Source organism: Fulvivirga marina (assembly GCF_016775155.1).
GTDB classification, from domain to species: Bacteria; Bacteroidota; Bacteroidia; order Cytophagales; family Cyclobacteriaceae; genus Fulvivirga; species Fulvivirga marina.
In genome coordinates, this window is record NZ_JAEUGD010000018.1 from 67,644 (window position 1) to 94,290 (window position 26,647).

The 26,647-nt window shown below is 36.1% G+C and carries 21 protein-coding genes and 1 tRNA gene; 9 read left to right on the forward strand and 13 right to left on the reverse strand.

The genetic code is table 11. The features are described 5' to 3' along the window. Nucleotides 1–2 precede the first annotated feature (2 nt). Entirely contained in the window at nucleotides 3–1,601 is a 1,599-nt protein-coding gene (locus JMN32_RS05455; RefSeq protein ID WP_202855294.1) for a recombinase family protein, read from the forward strand. On the opposite strand, the gene JMN32_RS05460 is transcribed toward JMN32_RS05455, so the two are convergent. Then, nucleotides 1,596–2,870 carry a tyrosine-type recombinase/integrase gene (locus tag JMN32_RS05460; RefSeq protein ID WP_202855295.1) on the reverse strand — a complete coding sequence of 425 codons (1,275 nt, stop codon included), beginning with the start codon at nucleotides 2,868–2,870 and terminating at the stop codon, nucleotides 1,596–1,598. The two genes, JMN32_RS05455 and JMN32_RS05460, sit on opposite strands and share 6 nt — an antisense overlap. Before the next feature lie 143 nt (nucleotides 2,871–3,013). Here JMN32_RS05460 and JMN32_RS05465 point away from each other — a divergent pair. The 3 genes from JMN32_RS05465 to JMN32_RS05475 all read left to right on the forward strand — a co-directional run bounded on the left by JMN32_RS05465 (nucleotide 3,014) and on the right by JMN32_RS05475 (nucleotide 5,339). Beyond that, nucleotides 3,014–3,091: transfer RNA gene (locus tag JMN32_RS05465), tRNA-Met, on the forward strand. 626 nt (nucleotides 3,092–3,717) lie between these two features. Continuing rightward, a complete protein-coding gene (locus JMN32_RS05470) occupies nucleotides 3,718–4,560 on the forward strand; it encodes a glycosyltransferase (RefSeq protein WP_202855296.1) in 843 nt (280 codons plus the stop codon). Between the two features lie 95 nt (nucleotides 4,561–4,655). Continuing rightward, nucleotides 4,656–5,339: an FkbM family methyltransferase gene (locus JMN32_RS05475; RefSeq protein WP_202855297.1), complete on the forward strand. Its 684-nt coding sequence runs from the start codon at nucleotides 4,656–4,658 to the stop codon at nucleotides 5,337–5,339. Between the two features lie 30 nt (nucleotides 5,340–5,369). On the opposite strand, the gene JMN32_RS05480 is transcribed toward JMN32_RS05475, so the two are convergent. The 5 genes from JMN32_RS05480 to JMN32_RS05500 are packed head-to-tail and all read right to left on the reverse strand — an operon-like array spanning nucleotide 5,370 to nucleotide 10,033. Beyond that, entirely contained in the window at nucleotides 5,370–6,326 is a 957-nt protein-coding gene (locus JMN32_RS05480; protein ID WP_202855298.1) for a TauD/TfdA family dioxygenase, read from the reverse strand. A 6-nt stretch (nucleotides 6,327–6,332) separates the two neighbouring features. Beyond that, nucleotides 6,333–7,283 (reverse strand): TauD/TfdA family dioxygenase, encoded by a 951-nt coding sequence (locus tag JMN32_RS05485; protein ID WP_202855299.1) that lies wholly within the window; start codon nucleotides 7,281–7,283, stop codon nucleotides 6,333–6,335. A 19-nt stretch (nucleotides 7,284–7,302) separates the two neighbouring features. Then, a complete protein-coding gene (locus JMN32_RS05490; RefSeq protein WP_262896699.1) occupies nucleotides 7,303–8,133 on the reverse strand; it encodes a sulfotransferase family protein in 831 nt (276 codons plus the stop codon). After that, on the reverse strand, nucleotides 8,130–9,191 hold the full coding sequence (locus JMN32_RS05495; RefSeq protein ID WP_202855301.1) for a hypothetical protein: 1,062 nt from the start codon (nucleotides 9,189–9,191) through the stop codon (nucleotides 8,130–8,132). Before JMN32_RS05495 ends, JMN32_RS05490 begins: the two co-directional genes overlap by 4 nt. Before the next feature lie 26 nt (nucleotides 9,192–9,217). Continuing rightward, on the reverse strand, nucleotides 9,218–10,033 hold the full coding sequence (locus JMN32_RS05500) for a sulfotransferase (RefSeq protein ID WP_202855302.1): 816 nt from the start codon (nucleotides 10,031–10,033) through the stop codon (nucleotides 9,218–9,220). Nucleotides 10,034–10,383: 350 nt separating this feature from the next. Between JMN32_RS05500 and JMN32_RS05505 the strand changes: the two genes are divergently transcribed. Continuing rightward, on the forward strand, nucleotides 10,384–12,117 hold the full coding sequence (locus tag JMN32_RS05505; protein WP_202855303.1) for an ATP-binding cassette domain-containing protein: 1,734 nt from the start codon (nucleotides 10,384–10,386) through the stop codon (nucleotides 12,115–12,117). On the opposite strand, the gene JMN32_RS05510 is transcribed toward JMN32_RS05505, so the two are convergent. Genes JMN32_RS05510 through JMN32_RS05525 form a run of 4 tightly spaced genes read right to left on the reverse strand, consistent with a single transcriptional unit; the run spans nucleotide 12,114 to nucleotide 16,795 of the window. After that, the gene (locus JMN32_RS05510; RefSeq protein WP_202855304.1) at nucleotides 12,114–13,574 is read right to left on the reverse strand and encodes a glycosyltransferase family 2 protein; all 1,461 of its coding nucleotides are present in this window, start codon (nucleotides 13,572–13,574) and stop codon (nucleotides 12,114–12,116) included. The two genes, JMN32_RS05505 and JMN32_RS05510, sit on opposite strands and share 4 nt — an antisense overlap. Before the next feature lie 26 nt (nucleotides 13,575–13,600). Further along, complete coding sequence (locus tag JMN32_RS05515) at nucleotides 13,601–15,184, reverse strand: carbamoyltransferase C-terminal domain-containing protein (protein WP_202855305.1); 1,584 nt, start codon at nucleotides 15,182–15,184, stop codon at nucleotides 13,601–13,603. A 32-nt stretch (nucleotides 15,185–15,216) separates the two neighbouring features. After that, complete coding sequence (locus JMN32_RS05520) at nucleotides 15,217–16,149, reverse strand: ATP-grasp domain-containing protein (protein WP_202855306.1); 933 nt, start codon at nucleotides 16,147–16,149, stop codon at nucleotides 15,217–15,219. Between the two features lies 1 nt (nucleotide 16,150). Continuing rightward, entirely contained in the window at nucleotides 16,151–16,795 is a 645-nt protein-coding gene (locus tag JMN32_RS05525) for a hypothetical protein (RefSeq protein ID WP_202855307.1), read from the reverse strand. 314 nt (nucleotides 16,796–17,109) lie between these two features. Between JMN32_RS05525 and JMN32_RS05530 the strand changes: the two genes are divergently transcribed. After that, nucleotides 17,110–17,676 carry a carbamoyltransferase C-terminal domain-containing protein gene (locus JMN32_RS05530; protein ID WP_202855308.1) on the forward strand — a complete coding sequence of 189 codons (567 nt, stop codon included), beginning with the start codon at nucleotides 17,110–17,112 and terminating at the stop codon, nucleotides 17,674–17,676. Further along, nucleotides 17,673–18,707 (forward strand): carbamoyltransferase N-terminal domain-containing protein, encoded by a 1,035-nt coding sequence (locus JMN32_RS05535; RefSeq protein ID WP_202855309.1) that lies wholly within the window; start codon nucleotides 17,673–17,675, stop codon nucleotides 18,705–18,707. Before JMN32_RS05530 ends, JMN32_RS05535 begins: the two co-directional genes overlap by 4 nt. A 20-nt stretch (nucleotides 18,708–18,727) precedes the next feature. On the opposite strand, the gene JMN32_RS05540 is transcribed toward JMN32_RS05535, so the two are convergent. Both JMN32_RS05540 and JMN32_RS05545 read right to left on the reverse strand, forming a co-directional pair. Continuing rightward, on the reverse strand, nucleotides 18,728–19,612 hold the full coding sequence (locus JMN32_RS05540; protein ID WP_202855310.1) for a hypothetical protein: 885 nt from the start codon (nucleotides 19,610–19,612) through the stop codon (nucleotides 18,728–18,730). A gap of 34 nt (nucleotides 19,613–19,646) precedes the next feature. Beyond that, nucleotides 19,647–21,962 carry an ABC transporter permease gene (locus JMN32_RS05545; RefSeq protein ID WP_317191763.1) on the reverse strand — a complete coding sequence of 772 codons (2,316 nt, stop codon included), beginning with the start codon at nucleotides 21,960–21,962 and terminating at the stop codon, nucleotides 19,647–19,649. A 161-nt stretch (nucleotides 21,963–22,123) separates the two neighbouring features. On the opposite strand from JMN32_RS05545, the gene JMN32_RS05550 reads away from it, so the two are divergent. Both JMN32_RS05550 and JMN32_RS05555 read left to right on the forward strand, forming a co-directional pair. Then, nucleotides 22,124–23,194, forward strand: a complete 1,071-nt coding sequence (locus tag JMN32_RS05550; RefSeq protein ID WP_202855312.1) for an SPASM domain-containing protein — start codon at nucleotides 22,124–22,126, stop codon at nucleotides 23,192–23,194. A 16-nt stretch (nucleotides 23,195–23,210) separates the two neighbouring features. Continuing rightward, on the forward strand, nucleotides 23,211–24,056 hold the full coding sequence (locus JMN32_RS05555) for a DUF6492 family protein (protein WP_202855313.1): 846 nt from the start codon (nucleotides 23,211–23,213) through the stop codon (nucleotides 24,054–24,056). 1 nt (nucleotide 24,057) lies between these two features. Here JMN32_RS05555 and JMN32_RS05560 read toward each other — a convergent pair whose 3' ends face one another. After that, nucleotides 24,058–26,646: a glycosyltransferase family 2 protein gene (locus JMN32_RS05560; RefSeq protein ID WP_202855314.1), complete on the reverse strand. Its 2,589-nt coding sequence runs from the start codon at nucleotides 26,644–26,646 to the stop codon at nucleotides 24,058–24,060. Nucleotide 26,647 lies beyond the last annotated feature (1 nt).

Below are 26,647 nucleotides of genomic sequence, written 5' to 3' on the forward strand. Positions count from 1 at the left end.
TTATGAGAGACCTACATATTTTCCAACAATTTGCAAAGAAAAGTAAATTATCAAGCCATAACAAGGATGGCGAAGGCGTAATCTACACGCGTGTCTCTACTAAAGAACAGCTAGAAAATAATGCCAGCCTTGCCACTCAAAAGAAATGCTGCATTGCGTTTGCCAATAGAAAAGGGATTAAAGTAAGAGCCTATTTTGGAGGAACGTACGAATCAGCCAAAAGTGATGAAAGAAAGGAGTTTCAGAAGATGATCGCTTATGTTAAGTCAAGAAAAAGCATCTCTTATATCATTGTTTATTCTTATGACCGCTTTTCTCGTACAGGAACGAATGCAGCCTACATAAGTGAACAATTAAAAAAACAGGGCATCCTCACTTTATCTGCAACGCAGGAGGTTAATGCTGATACTGCTGCCGGCTCATTTCAACAAAACCTATATTACCTTTTTAGTCAATTTGATAATGAACTGAGAAGAGGTAAAAGTATTGATGGCATGATAGACAAGCTGGAAAGAGGCGATTGGGTTACTTCTATTCCGCTGGGATATACAAACCTAAACCCAGGCAAAGGTAAAACTCCAAAAATAGTTGTAAATGATGATGGGAAGTTATTAAGGCAAGCTTTTCATTGGAAGGCCAATGAAGACATTACATATGAGGAAATGGCTAAACGTTTAAAGGCAAAGGGACTAACTATCCGGTCAAAACTATTAAGCAATATTTTCCGAAACCCTTTTTATTGCGGGTTAATGGCTTGTTCGTTAATTCCTGGTAAGGTGATCAAAGGAAACCATGAACCGCTCGTTTCAAAGGAGCTTTTCTTAAAGGTACATGGCTTACTAAATGGTAATACTTATGGGTACTCGTCGGACGAGCAAAATTTACCATTAAGACAATTTGTAAGGAGCTATGAATGCGGCACGCCTTATACTGGCTATGTCGTCAGAAAGAAGGGGTTATATTATTACAAGAATAATCGTAAGGGAAGCAAGGAAAACCGCAGTGCCAAAATAATGCACAAGAAGTTCACTGAGCTCTTATCACAATACCAGCTATCCAATAAGGGAAGCGCATTGGCTTTAAGAGAGATGATGCTTTATACATTTACAAAACATCATGAAGAGGCTTTGCAGCAAAATAAGATTTTCAAGAAAAAGATTGAGGTGCTTGATTCCAAGCTGGAACGATTGGAAGAGCGGTTTGTGTTCGATGAAATTACCAGGGAGCAGTACAATAAATTCTCTTCAAAAATAATCACTGAAAAGTATGAAATTGAGGAACAACAGATTTCTGAGGGAATTGACTTATCGAACCTTGATAAAGCCATTGACAAAGCGCTTCAATATAGCCTTAAATTGCCTGATTTGTGGGTTTCTGGGGACTTAGGCATTAAAAGGTCGTTGCAAAATATGGTGTTCCCGGAAGGTGTGCTGTTTGACTTCAAAAATGACTGTTATCGAACCACCAGAGTCAATTCAATATTTGACGCAATACCCTATTTTTCAGTCAGTTATAGTCAAAAACAAAAAAGGACAAACCAACATAATGTTAGCTTGTCCTCGATGGTAGCCCCTTGGAGAATCGAACTACCTACTCTATGACAAAATTTGATCAGCGGCATCATCCAAAACTTCTTTGTCGAAATCATCAAAATAAGCCTCGGTAGTATAATAGTTGGTATGCCCGAGCATATCCCCTATTACGTTCTTTCCAACACCTTTATGAAGACCTGCGGTTGCAAAAGTATGTCTAATGACATAAGTAGTTAATGTAACAGGAATCCCTGCATCCTTACCTATTTTCTTAAGCCAATCATTATGAGTGGAACGCCTTTCTGTATATTTCTTATAAATGTATGATTCGTCATCACTGTCAATCACATCCTGGAGAATTGGAAATATCAAATTACCAGTCCGCCTCTGATTCAGATAATATTTTAAAATGCCTAGTGCTTCTTCATTGAGCTTTATATTGAAATCCTTTACACTTTCTCCTCTTCTCGTCTTACGACGCCGATATTTCAACCTGCCTTCAGAAACATTCTCCCTGTTAAGGAAAGCTAAATCAATAAAATTCATTCCTCTACAATTGAACATAAAAAGAAGATAATTTCGATGATGCCAGATCGGGGTGTCATGCTGATAATCCAGGTCTCTGATGACCTGCAAATAATCTGTTTTGATAGCCCTTTTCTTAGTTTTTGCTTTTTTTATCGAATATCCACCCTGCCCAAAAGGATAGTGCTCTTTTGAAACCTCAGTTGTGGAATCTTTTATAGCTAAATTATATATTCTCCGTATTGAACGCAGGTATGCACCGAAGGCATTAACTTTCATTCCCTTTGACCTGCAATTAGCTTCGTAGCCCAAGAGAAATATTTCATCAATATCCGTCAAGAGAAGATTTATCCGTCCACTATAATTAACCATAGAGTTAATTGCATATTCAAAGCCCTCAGCCATACTGTATTGACCAGATTGATTATACATGGTTATAACCTTTCGCCCATAATCACTCAGAGTCGTAGACTTTTTTAAACTAATTACTTCCTTCTTCTCTTGTCTGCTACCATTAATAGACTCCTTAACCAAATCAGCTAATTCATATACCGTCATATCCTTTAACTGATAATCGTACCTCAGTATAATGTCATTCGCCAATGCCAATTGATTACCTATTTGAGCGTTTACACGAGTCGAATTTTGATACCCTTTTCTAACTTTCAGATTTTTCTTATCCCACTGATCCACGGTTGCTTTATAACCTGTAGGCATCATCTTTGGAAGATTTTTGTGCGTCAGTCTGATAACAATCGGATACACATCCGTCTTCTTACTTCTCGTATCTAATCTTAGTACCGCTGTAGCCATGCTATTAATATTTTTTAGTGTCGAACATTTCAACGCAAACTGCCTTAGTTTGGTTGCTAAGATTTTGCTAAGTTTTTAACATTCTAACAACGCAAAACAAAACCTAGGATCGTTTAAAAACTCTATTTATTCATCTATTTAAAGGGTTTATTGTTTGATAGAATAAAAAACAACCTTGACTCATAATCAAGGGGTCCCTGGTTCGAGCCCAGGTGGGCCCACAACACTAAAGCCTTGTAAATCGTTGATTTACAAGGCTTTTTAATATTCAACTTTTTTCGCTTTTTTGGCAAAAATTACTATTTGCAAACATTTTGCAAACATTTCGTTTTTTCTTTATCAAAAAAGAGGATCGAGCACATTTTTGGGATTAAGCGGAATTTCTGTGGAGTATCTAAGAAAAGTATAATTTACGGCAAAAAAAGATTGCCTTGGAAAATCATTGTTAGAGCTATTTCTGCCAGAGGGTATTTTTTGATTGGTATTTTCAGATAGAGATAAATAGAAAAAACAGCAAACATTGTTTTTGATTAACCCCTGACCTAGAGGACAGCTCACAAATACATTCTTTCGACATAATATTAGCACAACTAACACTTTACCAACAAGAAGTGAACTAGTTTTTCCTAATTGACTAAGATTTTTTCACCTCTATATGTTTACCTCTACCACCCATTTTGTACTATAATGGTTATCCTATGATCATTTGCAAATTTTTTATTATTTTTTTAAATAATCAACACAATATAATTCAAGGACATTTCTATTACCTTAATAAAGGGTTATTTACCGACGAATGCTAATTATATATTATAATTGTGTCATATATTGAAATACATAGAAAGAGATGTCAACATCTTCAGATAAAAGAAATTGCATTGTCATTATATTTGATGACCAATACTTTGATTTTGCCCGGAACTGTCTTAAAAGCTTTTCCAACTTCCCTGATCACCCCATGATAAAGGTAATCTATCAAGGAAATGACACTAATATCTCTAAATTTATTGATGAATTAGATAATACTGAACGTATCGATATAAACTTGGATATGTCAAAATTGTCAAATTTAAACTTAGGCCATATAGGCTCCCCCATGATCTATGTTAGGTATGTCATTTGGTCATCATTATTTGACGATTATGACAAGGTGTTGTACATTGATTGTGACTCACTCATCATAAAACCGTTTCCTGAGCTATTCGAACATGATGATTTTTTTACGCTTTACGATAATGCCGACAAACCATTATTCAATGAATCGGCTTATAAGAACGAGGAATTCATTACGAAAACTCAAGAAGACAATCTTCCACACGATTTATTAAATCGCATGATGATTAATAGTGGAGTTCTGCTAGTACCCAAAAGATACCGTACTGCCGAGAATTTTCGCTTATTAAATGAATTATCCCAGAGATACTCCAAGTTCATCGAGCATTCTGATCAAAGTATTATTACTATTTGGTGCTATTTAAACGACATTAAAATCAGCTGTGACTATCGATATAATTTTATGATCGACAGAATAACTCGTCCGAGCTTTTCAAATATAAAACTCGAGGACGCAAAGCTACTTCATTTTTCGTACTGGAAACCTAACAAAAATATTGGCGAATTATTTCAAAGAGGTCCAATGTTTCGCCAACTCAAAGCACTTATTGAACAAAACTCAGATTTTTTCAAATAATCATAAATATATCCTATTTATATCCTATTATAGCAGCAATGAACATTCAGCAGAGCTGATGGAATCAATAATTATTTTAAATTTTAATATATCGAATGGGCTTAAAATACAGATCTCAAAAAGGGCAAGACAAATGGCTGGTTGAAGAGATATTTGATTATAAACAAAAAGGATATTTTGTAGACCTTGCTGCCTCTGACGGCATCACTATTAATAATACATACGCTCTCGAAAAAAGATTGGGCTGGACAGGAATATGCATTGAACCCAATGAAGTTTTTTATAAAAGTCTGCTTGAATACAGAAATTGCCAAACTGCTAACATTGTCATCGACAAACAGGATGATGTAGTAGTTGATTTCAGATCTGATAATATGTGGAGTGGAGGTATAGTAGATGAAGATACTGACAACAATGAACATTACCGATCTGAGCAGTTAAAAACTGCTACTATCAGTAAAAGGACAACCAAAAAACTAGAAACTCTACTAGATGAGATCAGTGCACCAAAGATTATCGATTATTTAAGTCTTGACGTAGAAGGAGCTGAAACTCGAATTCTCAGGGATTTTGCTTTTGATAAATACATCTTTCTGGCGCTCACAATCGAACGACCAACTCTTGAATTGGAAGAAGCACTATTCGACAATGGCTACGTTTATGTTACAAAAAGCAAGGTCGGAAATGAATTCGACACATTCTATGTACATAATAGCATTCCAAATTTCAGTACAATAAACAAGGAAAGCTACAGACCTACACCTAAAAAGGATTTTTAGATATCACATAAATTCTAATAGCACAACTCATTAATTCCTTTCAATAAGCATTTGCTCTAGTATTCGCCTCGCATGTGTATGGTCACTAGGGATTTTCTCTAATGGAAGGTCTTCAGACCATACTCCACCTCGATAAACAGACGCATCGACTCTACCAAAAATACTCTTCAATCCAAGTGGAAGTTTTTTACTTTCTGGTGTTGATAGCCATATCCTATAAAGCAACCTGTTGTCACCTTCAAGAAACTTTTGCCTGGCATGCAAGGCTTTATGGTTATTTACAAATAACACATCCCCCCTTTGCAAAAGGCATCGTTCATTATGTTCATCTATAATCTCATCTAAAAATTTCAGCGCAATTTCCTGTTGTTCTGAAAGCTTGTATTTTTTATCGTATTTTAAAGCGCTGTCTATAAAATGCCTGGTATACCAAAATAATAAGTCACCATCTTCAGTTTCGAAGATTATTGGGTAATAAGATATATCTCCATCCTTCCCGGTGAATTTTGAGCGATCTACCGGATAATCCTGCTTCAGGAATTCGTAATAATCCGGATACGTCTTCTGCATATCTTTACAGACAGCAGCAGAATTCATTAGCCTTGTCCTGCCTCCTTCTTTGGATGCATGTACTCCTACAAGCATAAAAAGATCACATCTATCATTATGTGGAGGTAATGCACCGGAATATTCATAACCCCTAGTACTAACATTAGAAGGCTCATTTTGACCTACTACATCTTCTACTCTCACAAGAAATTCGTTATTCCTCGACTGAGATACGGGCAGACCAAATGTAAAGGCAAATTTTAACAGATCGAGCTCAAGCGAACTACGATCTTCACTATCAAAATCAAATCCTCTTACGAGTAAATAGCCATCTCCATCCTGAAGAATACCATTAAATTTATCAGCATAGCCATCCACATATTCGTAATAACCATGTTCATTTTTTTTAAATACTTCATCAAATTCAAAAGAGGTCATAACTTATTAATTTACAGCTTTGACAAGCTGATCAGTGTGAAGTAAGTGTTTTACATTTTCTCTGGCCATGTTAATATCTGAAGGTATCAGCTCTTGATCGAACTCATCTGACCAAACTCCACCTCTATAACTTCCTGATTTAGTATATCTAAACATGCGCATATAATGATCAGGGAGTTCGCAACTACGAGGATCAGATAGCCATACCCTATATAGCAGTCTATCATCTCCTTCAGGAAATTTTTGCCTTCCATGTAGCGCTTTGTGATTATTGATTACACATATATTACCATGCTGCAACACCACACCCTCTTTGTGTTCATCAATTAGTTTGTCCAACATATTTAAGGCTTCCATCTGTTCAACAGATAATTCTTCCTTGTTTTCTATCCTTGACCGAACATACCACATGATAAGTCCTTTGGATGATTCCGAAATTATAGGCATTTTCAAAGTCCCTCCGGGATAGTGATAGGAAAATTTCTCCCGAAGAGTCGCAAATTGCTCTGGATAATCCTTCATCAACTGAGAACATATTTTATTGGTGCTAACCATGAAAGTCTCTCCCTCCCTTTTTGAGGGCGTCACACCGAAGAGTACCAACAAATCGGCTCGATCATTATGCATTGGTATAAACCCCGCATTCTCCTGACCTACTAACAGGGGTCTGTTTCTCACTTTATTTGAGCCGGTTTTAGCTGTATCAATATCTTCCAACCTAACTACAAAGTCATCGTAAATAGTTTCGGACAGAGGAACCCCCAAAGTGAAAGCCCACTTTAATACATTCGTCTGTATTTCCTGCTCACTGGATCCTTCCAGCGGGAAGCCCTTTAGTATAAAATACCCCTCTTCATTATATAGGATATTTTCGAAATTACTTATAGTATCAGCATTACAAGAGTAATATCCCTGATCGCCCTTGCTGAAAAAATCATCAAAATTGAATGCTTTCATATATTATTGTTAATACTCTTTAACACTCGAACATCAGAGTCTCTTCCCCAATTTTTTCCTTGTATAATTTAATATCTGCGTCATACAATTTGCACACAACATCATACATCTCCTGGCTAAATAATGATTGTGGGTTGATTATTTCACCCTTCTTTCTCATAGAAATTATGTCATTCACATTTAGTTTATGCGCATTAGTGATAGAAACCTTCTTGAAACCGTCTATACCATGTTTAGAAGTTTTTCGCATGTCATATATCTTCAACTCTATCTTTTTCTCCAACGTGTCTACGGCTTTCCCGAATTTTTCAACGCTGAAATAATCATCATAATCTTCATATAATAAAAACTCAACCTGAGGAGACCAGTGTGCGTTGACGTGTAAAAACTTCCAATTACTCTCCAGTTTCTTTACAAACTTTTCAAAATTTACCAAGTGCCTGGCAGCAGGATCCAGTAATTTAGCCATAACACCGTCCTGATGTCTGTAAGTAAGATAACTATGTGGCCTCCTATTAAACTGATCCAAAAATGCACTTGCCAATCTAGCAAACGGACATCTTAATATCACAAACGCGTATTCATTCCTCAATTGATATCTTAGATCCGGTTTAAATAACCCATGACCAGAGACATTAGTAGTCCATTGCTTGTTACTGTTGGCATCCCAAATACCGTTAGCAATATCGACAGAGTACCTCATTGTCTGGCTGGCATTTTTAGGAATGAATGTATAAATGCTGTCACTTGAATAAATATGTTTAGCAAAATTTACAGCCTGATTATGCTTGTAATTATGCTTCCAGCATTTGCCCGTTTGACCTGGATTTAATAAACGCCTCTGTTTCATTGTCTTGTAAATAGCTGCTTCAAGGTTTCAAGCCTTTCTTGCGTAAGGTAATATTCATTACCACTGTATAATAATTGATTTTTCAGACTGGCCATCTCTGAAGCTGATATATTCTGTCCGTACATCATTTCAAAGAGCTGCGAATCTGTAGTCACTCCAAATAACAACCTATTTTTATCAGACGAATTATTCCATAGTTTATAATGCGTGCCCGTAATAAACGTATGATCACCATAAACTATGTCCCTAACTTCGAGTATCTTCTTCACTTCATCAGGAAAACCCTCAACAATATTATTTAAAAGCTTGACATACGCCTTATCATGGATAACATCTCTCGGATCCATCATATTTTTGCGTTCGCTACAATTTAGAAACGATGTACCCACATGTGAGGCACCATATTCTACCGCCAGACTGGTGGTAACTTTGGCAAGTCCCAAGTCATTATGAGGATGCCACTCAAACGTTCCAATATTTTCGAATATTCTTCTCAGCCTATCCATGTTACCAATACCTTTGGTATCACAAAGTATAACACTTCGATAACCAGCACCCATCAACTTTCCATACCACTCTACAACCCTTGACTCAGGATTGTCTATAGCATCATTAGTAACATCTGTAAGGGCAATATCCAGGGGAATATCTATGAGTTCACGCCAGTATTTTATAGAATTGAGGGCAAAATTCAGCACATCTTCGGGTGAAGAGTGTAAAATGCTGGTGCATGCTGATGTGCTTGAAGAAATCCAGATATTGGCAGAAACATTCTCCGCTTCTCTGAGTAGTTTTGCCATAATATTTAGATCGTGCTTTCTAGCATGACCAACTGTAGACAATTCTACTCCTGCATTTCTTTTTAAACCTACTATATCCTGACATTTTGAATATTCTCCTCCACATATAGATGGGTATCCAATATTTATTCTAGACCCTACTGGAAACGCCGAAAGGTACTCTTCGTAGAGAGCCATACTTACATTAAACGTTGCGGCTATTCCATCTCTTCTAAAATCATCCCTGACACTAATGTCCTTATTAAAAAATTCTCCCACAGTTTAAATTGATCCTATTGGCTAAATTATATGAAAAACCTTTCCCATTGGGTGTCCTTATATCCAGATCTGAGGTCATCAAAATTCTCAATCAGCTCAGAATTAGATTGCACCTTTTGCTTCATTAAATACGAGTCGAGGTTTTGATAAGGCAAATCCAAAAAATTGAGGATTTTATTAAGAATTACACCACTCTCTCGCTCCAAATCCTCATATCTAACCTCAAGCATATTATGATCCTTGAAAAGCGTATCATAATAATTTTCATATTTCTCCATCCTATTAAAATACTCCGTACACTCATTTTCAGACAGTCTTATAGGCTTGTATTTTTGTGGCTTTTCGCCTATACGTACCCATTGGTCCGTAAAAAAAGCATTTTTCAGTGAAAGCAATGAATTTAGTTTATTATTCCTCTTCAAATGAACTATATAATATGACTTATCATTTTTAAGAGTATCTAAAAAGCTGGTAAGAGATGTCGATAGTTTGTTAAAAAAGCGCTCATCAGATATAAGCTCACAGTAATCAGACAAACTGTTTTGGATTCTTGGATTATGAAAATGCTCATCATGGAGCATCTCTGAAGTCTTCAGGGCACTCAAATGTCTGTAAAAAAGCTTGAATCCAACAACACTCTGACTTTGGTGAGCTAGTTTTTCATCCACATACTCCTCAGCATTATCCGCAATCTTAATAAGAGATTGTCGATCAAGCAGTGAAATATTAAAGAGTTCATTATACATGAATACTGCTTCATGACTCGATAGCAATCCTCGCAAAAAGTTGGAACCGGTTCTGGGTCCTGAAAGCAAAATCAGCTTTTTACCTACTGAGTTCATTTTGTTAAAATTAAAACAATTAATAGAATTCGACAGCTATGCTAAATACAAATATATAAGTATTAAACAATAATATACACTTAGCTTTAAACTGACTCATATTGGATAAATAAAAATAATAATAATTATAGCGTTGGAAATTTATTTCTGCTTACCATTGAGCTGTATGAGCATCAGCTTTTAATATTTATTATAGCTGATAGGGCTAGCTAGCCTTAATCTGTAAGTATTTAAGAAGAACCATCGTTAAAGTTACGCTCATATAATTAAGCAACAATATTTTATTGAAAATATTCTAACTTTGAGCCTTCTAATCGATTAATAACTCTTCAAGCAATTTAAACACATTAATGACTCAACGAATAACAGCTTTCATTAATGATTACTGGGGAAGCACCAAAGCGTGTATGACCCAGTCATTTAAATACACATCCAAATCCTCTATTATAATGGTTATAATGGGGCTATCACTTGCAACTGTGCCTTTCGTAAGAGCCGATGCATTGAGATACCTGATAAACACTATAGAAATTAACAATGGAGCATATAAAGCCCTACCCATTTTCTTGGGCATACTATTTTTAGCCGCCACTGTCGTCATTCCGGAGATTCTATCTGAACTCAGGCTATATGTAAACAAAATTTGGAAATTCAATTTAACAGAAAAGCTTGAGGTATTAATCCTTCAGAAACGAATTGATATAGATATTGCCAAATACGAGAATCCTGATTTCCAAAATCTCATGCAGAGAGCATTCCATAAGGGGCATGCGCCATTGGTAAGTTTTTCAGAACAGCAATTTACCATGCTCAACCTAATGGTTTCATTTATAGTTGGTTCGGTATTAGCCATAGGAATTCATCCTCTTGGGTTTGTCATCCTGCTAGCATCATCAATACCCAGCCTGATCGTTCAGTTTAAATATGGTGCTGATGTATGGAATATCAGGCACGAGGATTCTCCTGAACAGAGAAGGTTTTTAGACTTAAAAAGATACTTTGTTGATAATCATGGTATAATTGAGACCAAACTATTTCAGATAACACCCAAGTTTATTAATTGGGTCGAAAGGATCCTCAATAATTTTCATAAAAAGCACAAGAAACTCCATAAGCAAAAAGTATTTTTCACGCTTTTTTCTGAACTCATATTCCTGGCAGGCTATATCACCTGTATATATTTGATCCTACTATCACATTCAGGCAAAGAATTGATAGTTGGCGATCTCATATTTTCTATAGGTGTACTCAATGGAACTAAATTTGCCATTAATAACCTGTTTAATAATCTTATCAGGCAATATGAAGAACACCTAAGTGTCAGAGACATTATTGAATTTTTAGATACAGAATCAGGATTCAAAACGATATCCAATTCATCATTCAAGCTCACAGATGCGCCCGAGATAGTCTTTGAAAATGTACGGTTTAAATATCCTTCTTCAGCAGGATGGGTACTCGAAGACATTTCTTTCAGCATCAGTAGACACGAAATGATTGCACTCACAGGAGCAAACGGATCAGGCAAATCGACTATAATAAAGCTGCTCTGTAAAATATACAAACCCTGTAATGGCAGAATTCTCATCAACGGCATAGACCTAGGCACCATCGATCAAGATCAGTGGTGGACCTACCTTGGCATTATGAATCAAGAGTATCAGGATTACCGCTTCATAGCTCAAGAGGCTATCGCCATAGGTAATATACACCAAGAACCTGACATACGTAAAGTTCAAGAAAGTGCACAATTGAGTAGTGCTGACACATTTATAGAAAAATGGAGCGGAAGATATCAAACCCAATTAGGTGCCGTATTCGGAGGCAAAGAACTTTCAAAAGGGCAGAAGCAAAAAATGGCGCTAGCCAAAGTCTTGTACAGAGATTCTTTCCTGACAATTCTTGACGAACCAACAGCATCGATAGATATGCAGTCAGTACAGATAATTGCCAACAATCTATCCTCCATTCGAAAAAACAAGACTCTTATTCTGGTTTCACATGACCCTACACTTTTGGATAAATGTGACAAAACGTTACATCTTAAAAATGGTAAACTTACGGTTTCAGTTCACAATCTCTAATCTCTTTGGTGAACAGATTTTTTTGATAACTCCGCCAATGCTAACAGCGATTTAACAGAGGTAATTCGTAGTCCATGACCTTTTTTTTCTGATCGAGGTATATTACGAGCCGCCCATCCTGAATCTTCTATTGTTATACTTTCTATATTATCTTTCGCATATCGGGATATCCCAATATCCAATTGCTCAGGTTTGATAAAAGATTTATAATCCCAAACCAGCACTAATGTATGCTTAATCGCATCGATAATTTTGGATAGAAACTGATGATAAGTGATGTCCTTTTTNTGCTTAATCGCATCGATAATTTTGGATAGAAACTGATGATAAGTGATGTCCTTTTTACTCTTGTACAAATGATAGTTGACACCGAGTTTATAACTAAGCATACTTCCACAATCTGATCCTGATTCAACTATATGTACAACATAGTTCTTAAAGTAATTCTCCAGATAGTTTAAGTAACAATTCAGAGAGAATGAATAATCTGTGTTTATATCATCTATTAATACGAGAATGGCACAATTAGAAAGATCCATCTTTGAATTTTGCGCAATGGACAAAGAGTAATTTGATGAATCATTTAAGTAACTATATTCATTACTGGCATTAAGCTCCAATTTTTTGAATCCATTGAGAACATATAGCTGTAAAGATTCCTTATCCATACTATTTACTAGATGCCACTCTTTTTCATTACTCCTATAAAACCCATTGTACCGACTATCAACTCCTCTATAATGCTCTAAATGGTATATATTATTAGACTTAAAAGTATAGTGCTTTAGCCCAAGTTTTTTTGCCCTGTAAACAAACTCCATATCCTCATATCCATAGGAAATAATATTAGTATTCCATCCTCCTATAAGGCTGAACGCCTTCTTATGATACATTATACATCCACCTGTACTAAAATAATCGCTGTTTCCATATATAGGATACATATTGGACAAGTCATATTGCTCAATCTCCTGTCGATAATTTCTTGGATAAAAAGTAAGGCTATCAGTCAACTGTTTTACACTATTGGCATGAATAAAAAATTTTGATATCTCCACCATAATACCGTTATGTGGAGATAGTATTGACCATTCATTTTTTTCGATTCTCTTAAGAGCCTTAAAGATTACTTTAGGCTCTACTAAAACATCCACATCAATCATCATTACCACGGGCCTAGTGGCCAGACTCGTCGCCAGATTTAAATTTCTTGTTTTATAATGGGTTCCTGCATCATGGATAAATTGATATTGAAAATGATTTTCAGAAGCTAATTGTTGTTCAGTAAGAAAAACATTCTGATGCTCACCTTGCTCTACAATAATTATCTCAGTATTAGAAAGATAAGAGCACAGATAGTCAATTACAAAATGTAGATTGTTAATCCTGTCTTCGGAATCAACCTTGACTTCCATAATTACTGAAAGCTTTCCCAAATCATACCTTTCCATGCTCATCTTATCTCATTGATTATTTATAATTACTACAACTGCTTTAAGTAAATACTATCATCGGTAATAAAACCATCCAAGTCGGTTGTACCTACAAAATGCTTAATATCATGCAAACTATTGATGAAACCTACACCAAGAAAATTCAGTGACGTGTTGCATAGCACACCAAAACCAGTTTCATACTTAAATGCATTAAGGATATTATAAAGATGAGCATTGGAGGTTTGAGTCACGGTCTGCACTCTGGCCGTATCATCCACATGGGTAATAGCTTTTAATTTGGGTGAAATTACCTTTTGGAAGTAGAGCATATAGGGGCTAGACTGATCCCAGTCGAAAAACTTTGCAACATCTTCTTCCAGGCATACCGGAGCCACAGGACGATAGTCTTCCCGCTTTTTGATCGCATTAATTCTTCGCTTTGATTCCAGAGTAAAAGGAGCTGCTATAATTGATCTATTCCCAAGAGCCCGAGGCCCTATCTCGCACTTACCATGAATAAGACCGAAAATTTTACCGTCTTTGAGCAACTTCGCCACAGATTTAGCATCAAAGTCATGCCTGTCAAATTTTACTCCAGAATAGTTGTCAACATGTTTCTTAAAATCCTGTCCACAGTAAACATCCCAAGAAACCTTGGCAACACCTGTATGATGGTATAATGCATCCACAGCCGTCCCAATCGCTGAGCCTGTATCATTTGTAACAGGCGCTACAAATATATCGGAGAATAAGCCTGAATTCTTCCACTTACTATTCCACTCACAGTTTAATCCACAGCCTCCTGATATTAAGAGCGGATATCCCTTCTTACAATTCTTTTGAGCAAATGCTAAAAACTCATTGAATATGAGATCAGAAAACTTTCCACAAAACTCTTTAAAATCAGCATCCTCCACCCCTGCGTTATAGAATGGAGACCACTCCATGTAATCTTCCAGTCCATCATAAACCGTATTGTTTAGTATAAAATCAGCTGTTTTCTTTTCAATTTCATTCAATTCTCCTCTATTCGAAAATCCGGCCAAGGCCATCACCTTACCAGAATAACTATTGCTTATCTTAGCAGAACCTTCCGAGGCCAGATGATATAGAAAACCGTATTTCACACCGGGTTGATTCATTACTGTCCCGAGTTTTTTAATTTTTAGACTTGGGTCTATTTCGTAAAAATCACCAAATCTACCTTCCCATATCAAAGCATAGCAGGGCTCCCCCTGTGCGAATGGGGACATGGCGTAAGTACCCATAAGATGAGACCTCTCATGAGAAGACGAAAACATATCAATCTGCCTACCCATAAAATTCATCTTCTGTGACTGCATATGCGGCAAGTCAATCCCAGCATATCCCGATCCTATGTCTGCCAAGCCATCAAACTCGAGCGTTTTAGCCCATCCGCTGATCGCCACTACATCAGGAATATCATCAATATACTGAAATGCATCAAATATAGTGGATGCGTTAAGTTGTGAATACCTACCATGAGAGTCCTTTTCCGCTTCGTAAGAAAACTCCAACTTGCCGTCTTTGATGTAAGCAATACTTCCGTCATGTCCGGGCTTAAAGGATAATATAGAAGTTACATTGCTATTTGGTACATGACCTCCCATGTATTAAAATTTTAGTATGTTGAAAAATTATATTAGGTTAATATCCTGGCTCTTTCGGCTAGTATCTGCACTGCTTGACGTGGTAAGTCTACATGAGTAACCTCAAGCACATTTCGATATAAGAACACCGTGTTTATCTCAATCAAATGATAGTGATTACTTTCACTTAAGCCAACATCTATCCCATATAGGCCTAACCTACAATCTTGAGGAAGTGCTTTAAGAAGAAACTCTTCTACATACTCAAAATCCTCTTCGATAGGCATCATTTTACCTCCTCTTGAAAGATTCTTAAGGAGTCTATTATCTCCTGCATGCTTTTCATAGGCACAGATAATATTATTATCTGCTATATAAACTCTCCACTCCTTCACAAACCGTATGAATCGTTCGAGAAGAATAATTCGCTCACCCTCATCAAAATTTTCAAGGATAAACTGACGCGCTTGCGTCAGAGTCTTTAATTTCTGAATTCCCATTCCTCCAAGTCCATTGATTGGCTTGTTCAGAAGAGGAAAATCTCCGTTTTTCTCGGCCATAGCCAGAGTTTCATCCACCATAGCTCTGCTGTGGATCAAGTAACTATTTGTTCTGACATTCGAACCTTTGGTTTGTAACAATTCATAGCATTTTCCTATATTGTCCGTTATGCCATTATAACAATGAACAAATCTTTCCAGTCCGGTACTTAGCGGACATCCATCCTTCTCCAGATTACCTAACAACAATAATAACTGTTGCGCTGTACAATCTCCATATTCAAGAAAATATACCATGGATAAATCATTGAGCGATACACCATCCATCCACATTAATGGATAAACACTATCTCTTCTGTACTCATAAATCACCCTTTCTGGATGGATTATGATGATTTCATCATAAAGAGATCTTGAGTGCTCAATAAACCCACGTCTTTCATCAAAAATACTCGAATGGTATATAATACCTAATCGCTTTTTCATATTAAACGTACGCATTTAAATAGGGACTTAGCACTTCTTTCAGACGCCCATTGTCACGCATCTCCCTGGCCACAAAATGTCCTCCGGTAGTACCTACTACATTAGTGTTATTCCATTTAGAAATAAGATTGCTCACATGTAGCTGATCTCGCTCATGATTGGGATCATAAAACAGGTCAATGGTATCATTTGATAGATCAAGCTGACTCAAATCCAAATATCTATGACCTTTGTAATCCTCGTTTATTCTAGTTAAGTGCTTCATGTACCGGCTGGGTATAGATCCATTTAAAAGCGTTTGAGGTGAAAAACAAAAGATGCGATTAGCCTTAAGAAGATGTCCATAAAGCAGACTTGCGTAACCTCCAGCACACATACCTAGTGTATAGACACTTTGAAAATTATGCTCGCTGATCACTGAACGCAACTTATTGAGCGTTTCATCATGAGAGTTAGAAAATCCTTTTATTCCTTTATAATACCAAGATCTTTGACTGTCCTTTAGAAACAAAAAATTATGTTCAGGGAAACTTCTGCTCAAAAAGCCTTTGAACTCAAAATAAGTTTGTACTCCAAAACTGGAAAAAACTATGGTCAAAGCTGGAATATTATGTGCAAAATTAAAGTTATAGTCAATCTTATCCATTACTGAAACAAACTTATAGCTCCCCGGAGTCATTAGTCAATAATAATCCGAGATTAATAGTTGATTGTACAATTTTTAATGAAAAATAAAACAAAAACCCATCTCAATACCGAATTGAGGGACATAAGTAACCGTTTTCAAAAATTAAAAAAATAGTTAACTGGAATTAATATTTAAGCAAAATGTTCAAGTTAAAAAAACAAATATAGGCAGTTAAGTTTAATTATTTAATTCTTAACTTTAGCAAGTTTTATTTTATTAAAAGCTATCATATTGATAGTATATAGTATTATTTTTTAATCTTCAATTCTTTTATGTCTCAAAAAGTATTGATGTATTCGGCACAAACTGCAGCCGAATATCTCTTTAACGGCTTTATAGGCGGTTTTACCCGAGGAAGAGCCGAAGCAGGCCCCAGAGCTTTGGGTAATAGATCCATATTAGCAGATGCAAGAAGTGTTACTAACAAAGATCGAATTAATGGTTTTATAAAAAACAGAATGGCCTTTCAACCACTGGCACCATTATGTCTGGATGAGGATTTTGACAAGTATTTTGAAAGATTATCTTGTGACATCTCCCTAGATTATATGCTTTTCGCTGTTAAGTGCAAACCACTGGCAGAACAGACTGTACCAGCTATAATTCACGCTGACCAGACGGCAAGAGTTCAATTAATTAATAAGGAAAACTATCCGCATTTATACGAGTTACTGATTGAATTCAAAAAACTTTCGGGAATAGGTATATTAATTAATACTTCATTTAATGGCAAAGGCGAGCCCATAGTTAATACCCCGGATCAGGCTTATGCCGCTTATAAAACTTTAGATCTTGATTTCCTCGTTCTTGACAAATACTTTATAACAGAAAGACTATGATATTGGGCGTAAACCTCAACCATGATTATGCATATTGTAAAATCGATGGCGATAATATTTATTTACTTGAAATGGAAAGGCATTCCAGAATAAGGCATCACTGGAATAAAGAATCATATACATTAGCCATACTGGACGATCTTTCTGTTGAAGAACTAAAAAATACAGAAACTATCTACCTCAATTCTCCGAATATGGACCAAATTGAAGAAAAAGGAGGCAATTTATCTTCTCTAAAGCGTGAATATCACTATCGAGGTGACTATCTGACATTAGATAATAATAGCGGCCTGAGCCATGGCAAACTTGAAGTCGAGGGAATTGAAATAGATTGCACTTGGGTCAGCCACTATCATGCCCATGCTGCGAGTTCATTCTTCACATCATCTTACGACCAGGCTGATATTCTCTGTATTGACGGAGGAGGCGATTTTGGACTTGGCGCATGGTTTTACGGAGACAAGACCGCCATAAATCTTAAATCTAGGTATTTGGATTGTCAATTGGGTCTAAGCTATCATGAATTCTCAAAAAACGTTTTTAATGTACAAGGCCGTGGATTTTATGAGAGTAAAGTAATGGCACTAGCCGGGTTTGGTAAGAGAGAAAAAAGTGCAAACAAGTTTCTCAAAGCTGATTCCACTTTGAATGACATGTCAGCCTATAACAAAATATCTGTACACGATATTGCTCAGTTTCAACATGATTTTGAACAAGGCATAGTCGACCTTATACTTAAAGACAAGAAAAATGACTATTTATGTTGTGCTGGTGGTTGTTTCTTAAATGTCAGCCTCAACAGAGAACTTGTTGAACGTGGCTTATATAAAGGTATATGGATACCTCCATATACCTCTGACATGGGTATAGCCATCGGCTGCGCTCTCTACGCATATATAGATTGCAAGGGCGAACTCCCTCCTAGCACTCTGCTTAAAAATCCGTACCTTGGAGATCATTTAAGCGTCTCTCTTGAGAAAATTAAATCTATAATAGAAAAGAGCGGCGAAGAATATGAGCTTCACACGTAAAACTAGACATTCCCTCAAAATTACGGTTTAAAAACAAATGAACGCATCGCAGATCTGGTTCTGTGTAAGGGAATCAGTTCTGATTTATATTCAGCATGAAATCTAATTAATCCAGTAGCATTTAAATTACCAAACTGAGGAGAAACAACTATAGATTTACCAGGCACTAGCTTATCTCTCAACTTATTATATATTGAAACCATCGACTCATACTCATCTGTAAAGTCTTGGATCAATAAAACAACAGACTCAGGTGTTATATAATCATAATCATGATTCAATATATCACATTCATGAATTGTCACATGATCTTTAGGATTTACGAGCGTTTTAAACTTTTCACTAAAAGACTGACCCTTTTGAAAAGACTCAAAATTTGGATTATCCAAATCTCTACAGGTAGAATACATCCAATCCTCCCATAAGAACTGGTCATAGACATGTACTTTATTATTTTTGAGGTTTTTATTTAGGATATTGGTTGTAGCGCCCATCCAAGGGCCAAGTTCAAGAATACTGCAATCCTGATACTCACGACCGATAGCTTGGCAGGTATCCTTTATGTAACTCAATGTTTGAGGGTATATCAATTTTGGTATACCCACTTCATCAATATCGAGCTCCTTGGTTTCCAAAGATGTAAACTGTGTTTCTACCTCAAGATAATCTCTGTATGACTTTAGAAGCTCCGCTACTTTTGGTTGTATATTCTCAATATTTTCAAGAAAAAATCGACATTTTCTGACGTAATTACTAGTATCAAAATCAAGCAGCGCATTTCTCCTTTCTAAGGAAATAAGAAATTCACATAGAGAAAAATTTAGGGTATCATTTGAAAATGGATTTAAAAAAATTCTTCTATTTAGTATTTCCCTTTGAAGAGAAAGAATATCGTCACTTTTCATTTAAATCAGTTTATATACTATAAAAAAATTGAGCCTATTTTTCACGGATCACTTTAACAGGATTGACATTACTCGCCTTGACTATTTGAATTACTATGGTTAGCAATGATACAAATAATAAAATAAGAGCTGGAAGAAGTATATGCGCTATGTTCATATCGATTCTATAATGAAAATCATTAAGCCATCGACCTATTGAGTAGTAAGCAATTGGTAAAATCATCAAGATCACACCCAAAAACAGAATCAGATATTTTTTAACAAAAAGAATAATTATCTGAAATGAGGTAGCTCCAAACGTTTTCCTTATGCCCACCTCCAACTTACTATCGGTAATTTCATAGAGTGACAAACCAACAAGACTGAAACAACCCAAAAACACTGCTATAAAAGTAAGAAGTTTCATTACTCTTAGTAGCTGACTTTCATCATTGAATTGATTTTTATAGTAGGTATCTAATGAAATGAATTCAAACGGCTGATCAGTGTACACTTTATCCCATATAGCCCTTAATTCTTCTACCCTTTTATCAGAAAGTGGGTTTTGCTCAGCAGCATAGCTAACAGTGAAATACCCTCTTACAGGATTGAATTTCATTATCATGGGGCCTATTTTCTCTTTCGGAGAAGTTTTATGATAATCCTGAAATACGCCTATAATTGTATATACATTATTATCATCATCATTCAGGCGCTCTCCTATAGCTTCAGCAGTTTCTAACCCTAGCAATTTCAATGAAGCTTCATTAATTAGAACTTGATTTTTATTCAACTCCTTTTCACTTTTCTGAAAATCCTTCCCGAAGATTATTTTGACAGAGTATGTAGATAAAAATTTTCTATTAACATTATTTACATACATTAATACCTTATCATCCGAACCCACCAGAGAATAATTCTCACCCTGCCTATACGGCTGTCCGGGTATTGTGGATGAGGAGGAGACATTCTCAACCCATGATATTTGCTTTAGCTCATACCTAAAAGAACCTGCTCTCGCACCTTTGCCTTCCCAGCTATCTTTCGGTGGTTTGATTATCAGTTTATTATTTAATTCGATACCCTTATCCAGATCATACAAGTACTTAATCTGAACATCCATAATGTATGTAAAAGACATCATAAATACGGCTATAGCAAACTGAAAGCCCGTCAAAAGTCTTCTTTTTAATAATGTTGACCTGGATTTATATTTATGTGACTGAGATGTGGCAGCATTATTAGACACAAATACTGTTTTCAACACATAAAGCGAAGGAAGTAGCGCTCCTAAAATGAAGATAGCTATAAATATGGTATTGATATGATACTTATTACTTGCTAATGGCAGCAAATGATTTGCCGCAAGTCCGGAAAAATAGTCATAGACCCCGTTTAAAAGCAATACTGCAATACCAATAGCCACCAACAGCACAAGAGCCGTTTCAAAAAGATATTGAAGTAGTAGCTGTGTATTACTAGCTCCTATGGATCTCCTTATAAACATCTCGCTTTGTCTGCGCATAAACTGTACTACGGAAAGATTTGAGAAGCTTATCCATGAAAGAATCATAATCAAGACGCCTATCGATATCAATAATATTTCAAATTTTGACAAAGATGGTTTCAATGGCTTTAAAGTTATAGAAATGCTCCTATTATCACCTTTGAAAATCTGCTTTCGGTTGATGACATCAGAGATTTTAGCTGCCACGCTCTCATAATTTTCTGAATCACCAATTAAAATATATTGATTGTGCTCAGGGTTTTCCCAGAGATCATTGGTCTCTTCTGCGGCTCTCAAGAGTATATTAAAATCCAGATTAGAGCTGGCCGGAGGATCCTTTACGACACAAGTAATAGTCCAAATATCTTCCTGCCCCCAAGGTGCCCGCGCCCTTATTGACTTACCCAATGCATTTGTATTACCAAAGTACTGCCTGGCTATATCTTCAGTAATAATAATTGAGTTAGGCCTTTCTAAGGCACCTATCAAATCTCCATCAACCCGCTCCAGGTTAAATATTTTAGTAAAAGTAGAATCGACTGAAAATATTCCTGTCTGATTAAAACTCTCTGAACTACCTCCATCATCATCGACATAAATTAATGTCTCAACATGCCAATCAAATTTGGTGTAATTTTCGACCTCGGGAATTTCTCTCATCGCTGTAATGCCTACACCACGATAACTAGAACTTCCATCGTAACTTATATTCCCATTATTGCTCTCCGTTTGATCAATATGAAAGATCCTATCTCTATTATTATAATTTTCATCTAATGTCAAAGAATAACCAACATATTTGCCTGCGAGTAGCACTGATGCCATGCCAATTAGCAAACCGCATATAGTAATTAAATTGGCCACCCAATTACTTTTAAAAATCTTTAAAAAAGTTCTCAGATAGTGATAAATTATATCAGGATTAAAAAACATTTGAAACAATTTAATGAACTTTAAATCTAAATTTTTTCTTGATTAAATTTCTCACAAAGCTAATAATATCTCATAATTAACCCCTTTCATTTATGCCTAATAAAATTAAAGACGATATGGAACATTTTTTTTGTTCAAAACCATTTGATTTTTTGTCAGTCCGTACCGATGGTAACGCCTGGGTATGCTGCGAAGATTGGCTCCCAGTATCGATAGGCAATCTCTCTGGAGGCTTAACTTTGGAAGAGGTGTGGAACAGCGACACCGCTAAATCAATAAGAAAATCGATACTTGATGGCTCTTACAAATACTGCAAAGAAAATCGTTGCCCCTTTCTTGTTGCCAAAACGCTGCCGGAGATCAGCAAGGAAAAAGTAAATCACCTGATGAAATATACTTCTCCCGTAAAATCCGTGCGAGCACCATTACCAGAGAAAATTAGTCTAACTTATGATCCTACGTGTAATTTAAAATGTCCGTCATGCAGGTCTGACTATATCGTGCTAAAAAAAAGTGGTAGATCAAAAGCGCAGGATATTCAAGATAAAATTTTTACTTCTACGTCCTCAAAAGACTTAAAACAAATTATATTAACCGGATATGGCGATCCCTTTTCAAGTTCTGTACTTAGAAGTTTTCTTAAAAATATAGTTCCTGAGGAATTTCCTTCGTTAAGAATAAACCTGATGACTAATGGACTATTGCTTACACCAAGAATGTGGGAAAGCATATCATCTTCACATAGTCTAATTAAAAACATCCATGTATCCATTGATGCATGTAGTCATGAGACCTACTTGCAGAATAGAGGAGGTGATTTTTCAAAACTACTTGAAAATTTAGAATTTATTGGTTCTCTAAGAAAGAAAAATACACTAGCTAGATTTGAAATCAGCTTTGTTGTTCAAGAAAATAACTTTACAGAAATGCCAGATTTTGTTCGTTTGGGTAGGAGGTTGAAATGTGACGAGGTACTATTTCAGAAAATCTTCAATTGGGGCACTTATGAAGACACTGATTTTAAAAAACATGCAATTCATAAATCAACTCACGAAAGACACAATGATCTGGTTAGAGTTTTAAATTCAGAAATACTAGCTGACAGCATTGTAAACCTTTCAAATCTAACCGATTTAAAGACTTCAACTAACTTTACACTGTAACCAACTATCTCAAAACATGGTTTTTGATATATTTATCAAATCGACAGGACAAGATCTTCTTTGTTTTCAAGAACTACAGAAAGATATTAAAATATATTCAAATCTTGGAGGCAAGGTGTACGTCAGTGTACCAAAGCAGGATTACGAGCTTTTTCAAAACGTCATATCTGAGGATTTTATTCTTCTGACAGACCAAGAAATAATAATATCCTGGAATTATAGTGGTAAGTACTACAGCGACAACTGGTACATGCAGCAAGCACTGAAACTTCTTATCTCTAGATACATTGAAAATGAATATTATCTCATTCTTGATTCGAATACACTTATTACAAGAAGGTTTGACGAGAATGATTTTTACCTGAACGGTCTGGTCAAATATAATATAGGTAATGAAAACGGTGATGATCTCAACTTTGAATATTCGACAGCTGCCTTTCTGGGATTACAATCTTACAAGGCCGTTGGCTTCAATAATGTCAATCAGGTATTCAATACGGCTAACGTCAGACAGTTACTTAAACACATAGAATCACTAGTAGATGAGCCTGTAGCAGATAATCTTATTACCTCGTGCCTCCCTAATCATGAAAAATGTCCTCCACCATGGACCGAATTTCACCTTTATGGAATATTTAGCAAAGAACTCAGTCCAGTACAACATCATGCTTATTCAAGGGATAATCAAATAGCACATTTCAAATACACCGGACGAGATGCCATACTCAAATTTATCAACGATATTCAAGCGTCAAAACCATTATTTATAAAATTCTGGAAATCGAGACGCCTGGATGTCGCTGACATTCCTGACAAAGAGTATCTTCAACTGATTAGTGAGTTAAAATCTTCATTTCAATGATCTACTCTGGCTCACATACCTCCTCACCAAGTACAGGCCTCCAGTTTCTATCATAGTGATAAAGATAAAAAGCCACTTTATGATACTTTATATTAGGATTACGTGAAAGAGCTATCTCAGAATCATTTTTATCATTATCATTAGTGAATGACAAAAACGCATCTCCTTTGATTTTTCGTAATTCTACACCCAATACATGAGACAGTAGATATGACAACCAATAATCATCTATCCATGCCATTTCTGGCTGTGGATAGCTATAGGTTGCTGCCTGTTTCAATAATTGTTTGGACAGAATACAGCTATTAGCATGAAAATAATGAACTTCACACGTAGGTTCATCATAAGTGTGCCACCTTATATTATCTTTCTTCCAAATCAGGTGTGGATTATCTTCGTCTAACTCATTGGATAAAAAGCTCTCCCCACTCACACATACCAAAGATTTGTCCCCATACCTTTCATGGTTCTCCCAAAGTTCTTCAAGATATGTAATTCCGGGAAGTACATCATCGTCACAAAATACAACTTTCTCCCCCCTAACCAGGCTAGAAAGTGCGAGTCTTGGTCTGCAAAGTATATTCTCAGAAGAATGTATAAGTTTTATATCTAACTTATCTCTGTAAATCGCTGCAATTTCGTTGAGATCATTCCTGAATTCAAAATTATTATTCCAGATGACCAACTCAAAACTCCTTTGAGTGGACTGCTTACTGAAACAATCAAGTATCTCTCTGATATTGAAGAGTCTTGAGTACACACACATGATGATAGAAATATCAAAATCTTTAAAGTGGATACTCTCTCGTGACAACATTACATCTGCCTCGTCAGTCTCGTTGCTTTTAGTCGGGGCAACTGGTGTTTCATTCTCATGATCATTCTCAATGACTGAGGCTGGCCAGCCTTTTCTCATGTGATATTTATAAAAGGTGGCCCTTTCTTTGCGAACCTTAGGATTGTGAAATAGCGCTATATCCTTGTTATCCGCACATGGGGTAAATTTAAAGTTATCATCGAATTTAACTTTCCATATCGGAATACGGAGCTCGTGAGATATGATATATGACATCCAGTAATCATCAATAAGTATGAAATCGAGGTTCTCCCATTCATAATTATTGAGCTTAAGCAAAATACTTCTTGGTATCAGACAGTTATCTGCATGAAAAAAGTGGATCTGAATATCTTCCTTGGTTTCATCATAGAATGTCATGTGCTTACCTCTATCCCACACTTTATCAGCAGTTTCCTCATCCAGTGTGTGTGGCTCAAATTTATGTCCTCTTGTGCAAAGAACAGCCTCTGGCCCGTAAGCTTGATATTTCTGCCAAAAATCTCGTATGTAATGCTTGCCCGGCTGAACGTCGTCATCACAAATAAGTAAATAATCACTCTGCATCAGATGTGCCATAGCCAGCCTCATAGCACAGTAATAATTTTCTGACGAATGTATCAATCTGATATTGATCTTATCCTTGAAATCTTCGACGATAAGATCAAGCTCTGCCATCGTACTTATATTATTATTCCAAAGGATTACCTCAAAGGTTCCATCAAATTCCTGATTGGAAAACCGTTCAAGAATCCCTCGTATATTATAAACACGATTGTAAGAGGTGATGACGACGGTAATGTCGTATTGTTTGAATATTTTATCCTTTTGACTGTTTGGTATATCCAAGCTCCTATAAATTGGTGAAGCATGCAGGCTTTTCACAAAGAATTCTTTTGTTATCTTTTGCTTGTCCATCGAAACGAGATATTGATGAGCTTCCATAACAAGATCTAATTTTTTCAATTTATCACCTGCCTCTTCCACACTATTATAGTATAGGGGATAATCCTCACCCAGATATTCTATAACACCGGGAAGCCTATTGATCAAAATCGGCGCATTTCTCGCAATACATTCTAGAACTGTAGTATTGGCAGGAGCGTCATAAAGGTTTAGGAATACTATACTTGTAGACAAAAGTGAGTCATATTCCTCGTCACTCACTCTCGCGACAATCTCTACGGATTCATTGATATTGACATCCTGCTGCCTAAAAGCTTCATTATCAAGAAGTATTTTTTTGTACCCATCAGCTTTGATATCAAAAAAGGGTTGAAAATTCCTCAAATATTCTCCTATAAAGATTATCTTTCTCTCCCCTTCCAAAAATCCATCTTTGTCGAACTCAACGAAATCAAAGTCCATCGGATAAAACAATCGATTAACCTTAACTGGTAGATTCTGAGCATCCAGAAAATCCTTCAGGTAGCTTGAAAGAGTATAAATACCCTTGCAATATTTGATACTCCTTTTCCATGAGTTGTAATTGATCAGCCGTTTTAAGTCTGGAAACACCATATTATTATTATCAGGCACCTGATGTATAAAAGCTATCCACGGCTGTTCTAAAGGCTTACGATGAAACAGATGATCTTCTAGCGCATTGATAAATAAAATGCCATCTTCTGCATGAACTTCATATTTCAAAATATCTACTACGTACTTCCAACCTCCACGGTGTAAGTCCCAATAGATGGTGTCATCAACCTTGACCTTATTATATTCCAGAATATAGTGATTATTATTACTCATG

Coding starts and splice junctions, on each gene's coding strand:
- JMN32_RS05525 (WP_202855307.1), bottom strand. CDS start 16,795: ATGGATAAGATTGACTATAACTTTAATTTTGCACATAATATTCCAGCT.
- JMN32_RS05535 (WP_202855309.1), top strand. CDS start 17,673: ATGATATTGGGCGTAAACCTCAACCATGATTATGCATATTGTAAAATC.
- JMN32_RS05475 (WP_202855297.1), top strand. CDS start 4,656: ATGGGCTTAAAATACAGATCTCAAAAAGGGCAAGACAAATGGCTGGTT.
- JMN32_RS05480 (WP_202855298.1), bottom strand. CDS start 6,326: ATGACCTCTTTTGAATTTGATGAAGTATTTAAAAAAAATGAACATGGT.
- JMN32_RS05505 (WP_202855303.1), top strand. CDS start 10,384: ATGACTCAACGAATAACAGCTTTCATTAATGATTACTGGGGAAGCACC.
- JMN32_RS05560 (WP_202855314.1), bottom strand. CDS start 26,646: ATGAGTAATAATAATCACTATATTCTGGAATATAATAAGGTCAAGGTT.
- JMN32_RS05530 (WP_202855308.1), top strand. CDS start 17,110: ATGTCTCAAAAAGTATTGATGTATTCGGCACAAACTGCAGCCGAATAT.
- JMN32_RS05485 (WP_202855299.1), bottom strand. CDS start 7,283: ATGAAAGCATTCAATTTTGATGATTTTTTCAGCAAGGGCGATCAGGGA.
- JMN32_RS05555 (WP_202855313.1), top strand. CDS start 23,211: ATGGTTTTTGATATATTTATCAAATCGACAGGACAAGATCTTCTTTGT.
- JMN32_RS05520 (WP_202855306.1), bottom strand. CDS start 16,149: ATGAAAAAGCGATTAGGTATTATATACCATTCGAGTATTTTTGATGAA.
- JMN32_RS05500 (WP_202855302.1), bottom strand. CDS start 10,033: ATGAACTCAGTAGGTAAAAAGCTGATTTTGCTTTCAGGACCCAGAACC.
- JMN32_RS05470 (WP_202855296.1), top strand. CDS start 3,718: ATGTCAACATCTTCAGATAAAAGAAATTGCATTGTCATTATATTTGAT.
- JMN32_RS05515 (WP_202855305.1), bottom strand. CDS start 15,184: ATGGGAGGTCATGTACCAAATAGCAATGTAACTTCTATATTATCCTTT.
- JMN32_RS05540 (WP_202855310.1), bottom strand. CDS start 19,612: ATGAAAAGTGACGATATTCTTTCTCTTCAAAGGGAAATACTAAATAGA.
- JMN32_RS05490 (WP_262896699.1), bottom strand. CDS start 8,133: ATGAAACAGAGGCGTTTATTAAATCCAGGTCAAACGGGCAAATGCTGG.
- JMN32_RS05550 (WP_202855312.1), top strand. CDS start 22,124: ATGCCTAATAAAATTAAAGACGATATGGAACATTTTTTTTGTTCAAAA.
- JMN32_RS05455 (WP_202855294.1), top strand. CDS start 3: ATGAGAGACCTACATATTTTCCAACAATTTGCAAAGAAAAGTAAATTA.
- JMN32_RS05460 (WP_202855295.1), bottom strand. CDS start 2,870: ATGGCTACAGCGGTACTAAGATTAGATACGAGAAGTAAGAAGACGGAT.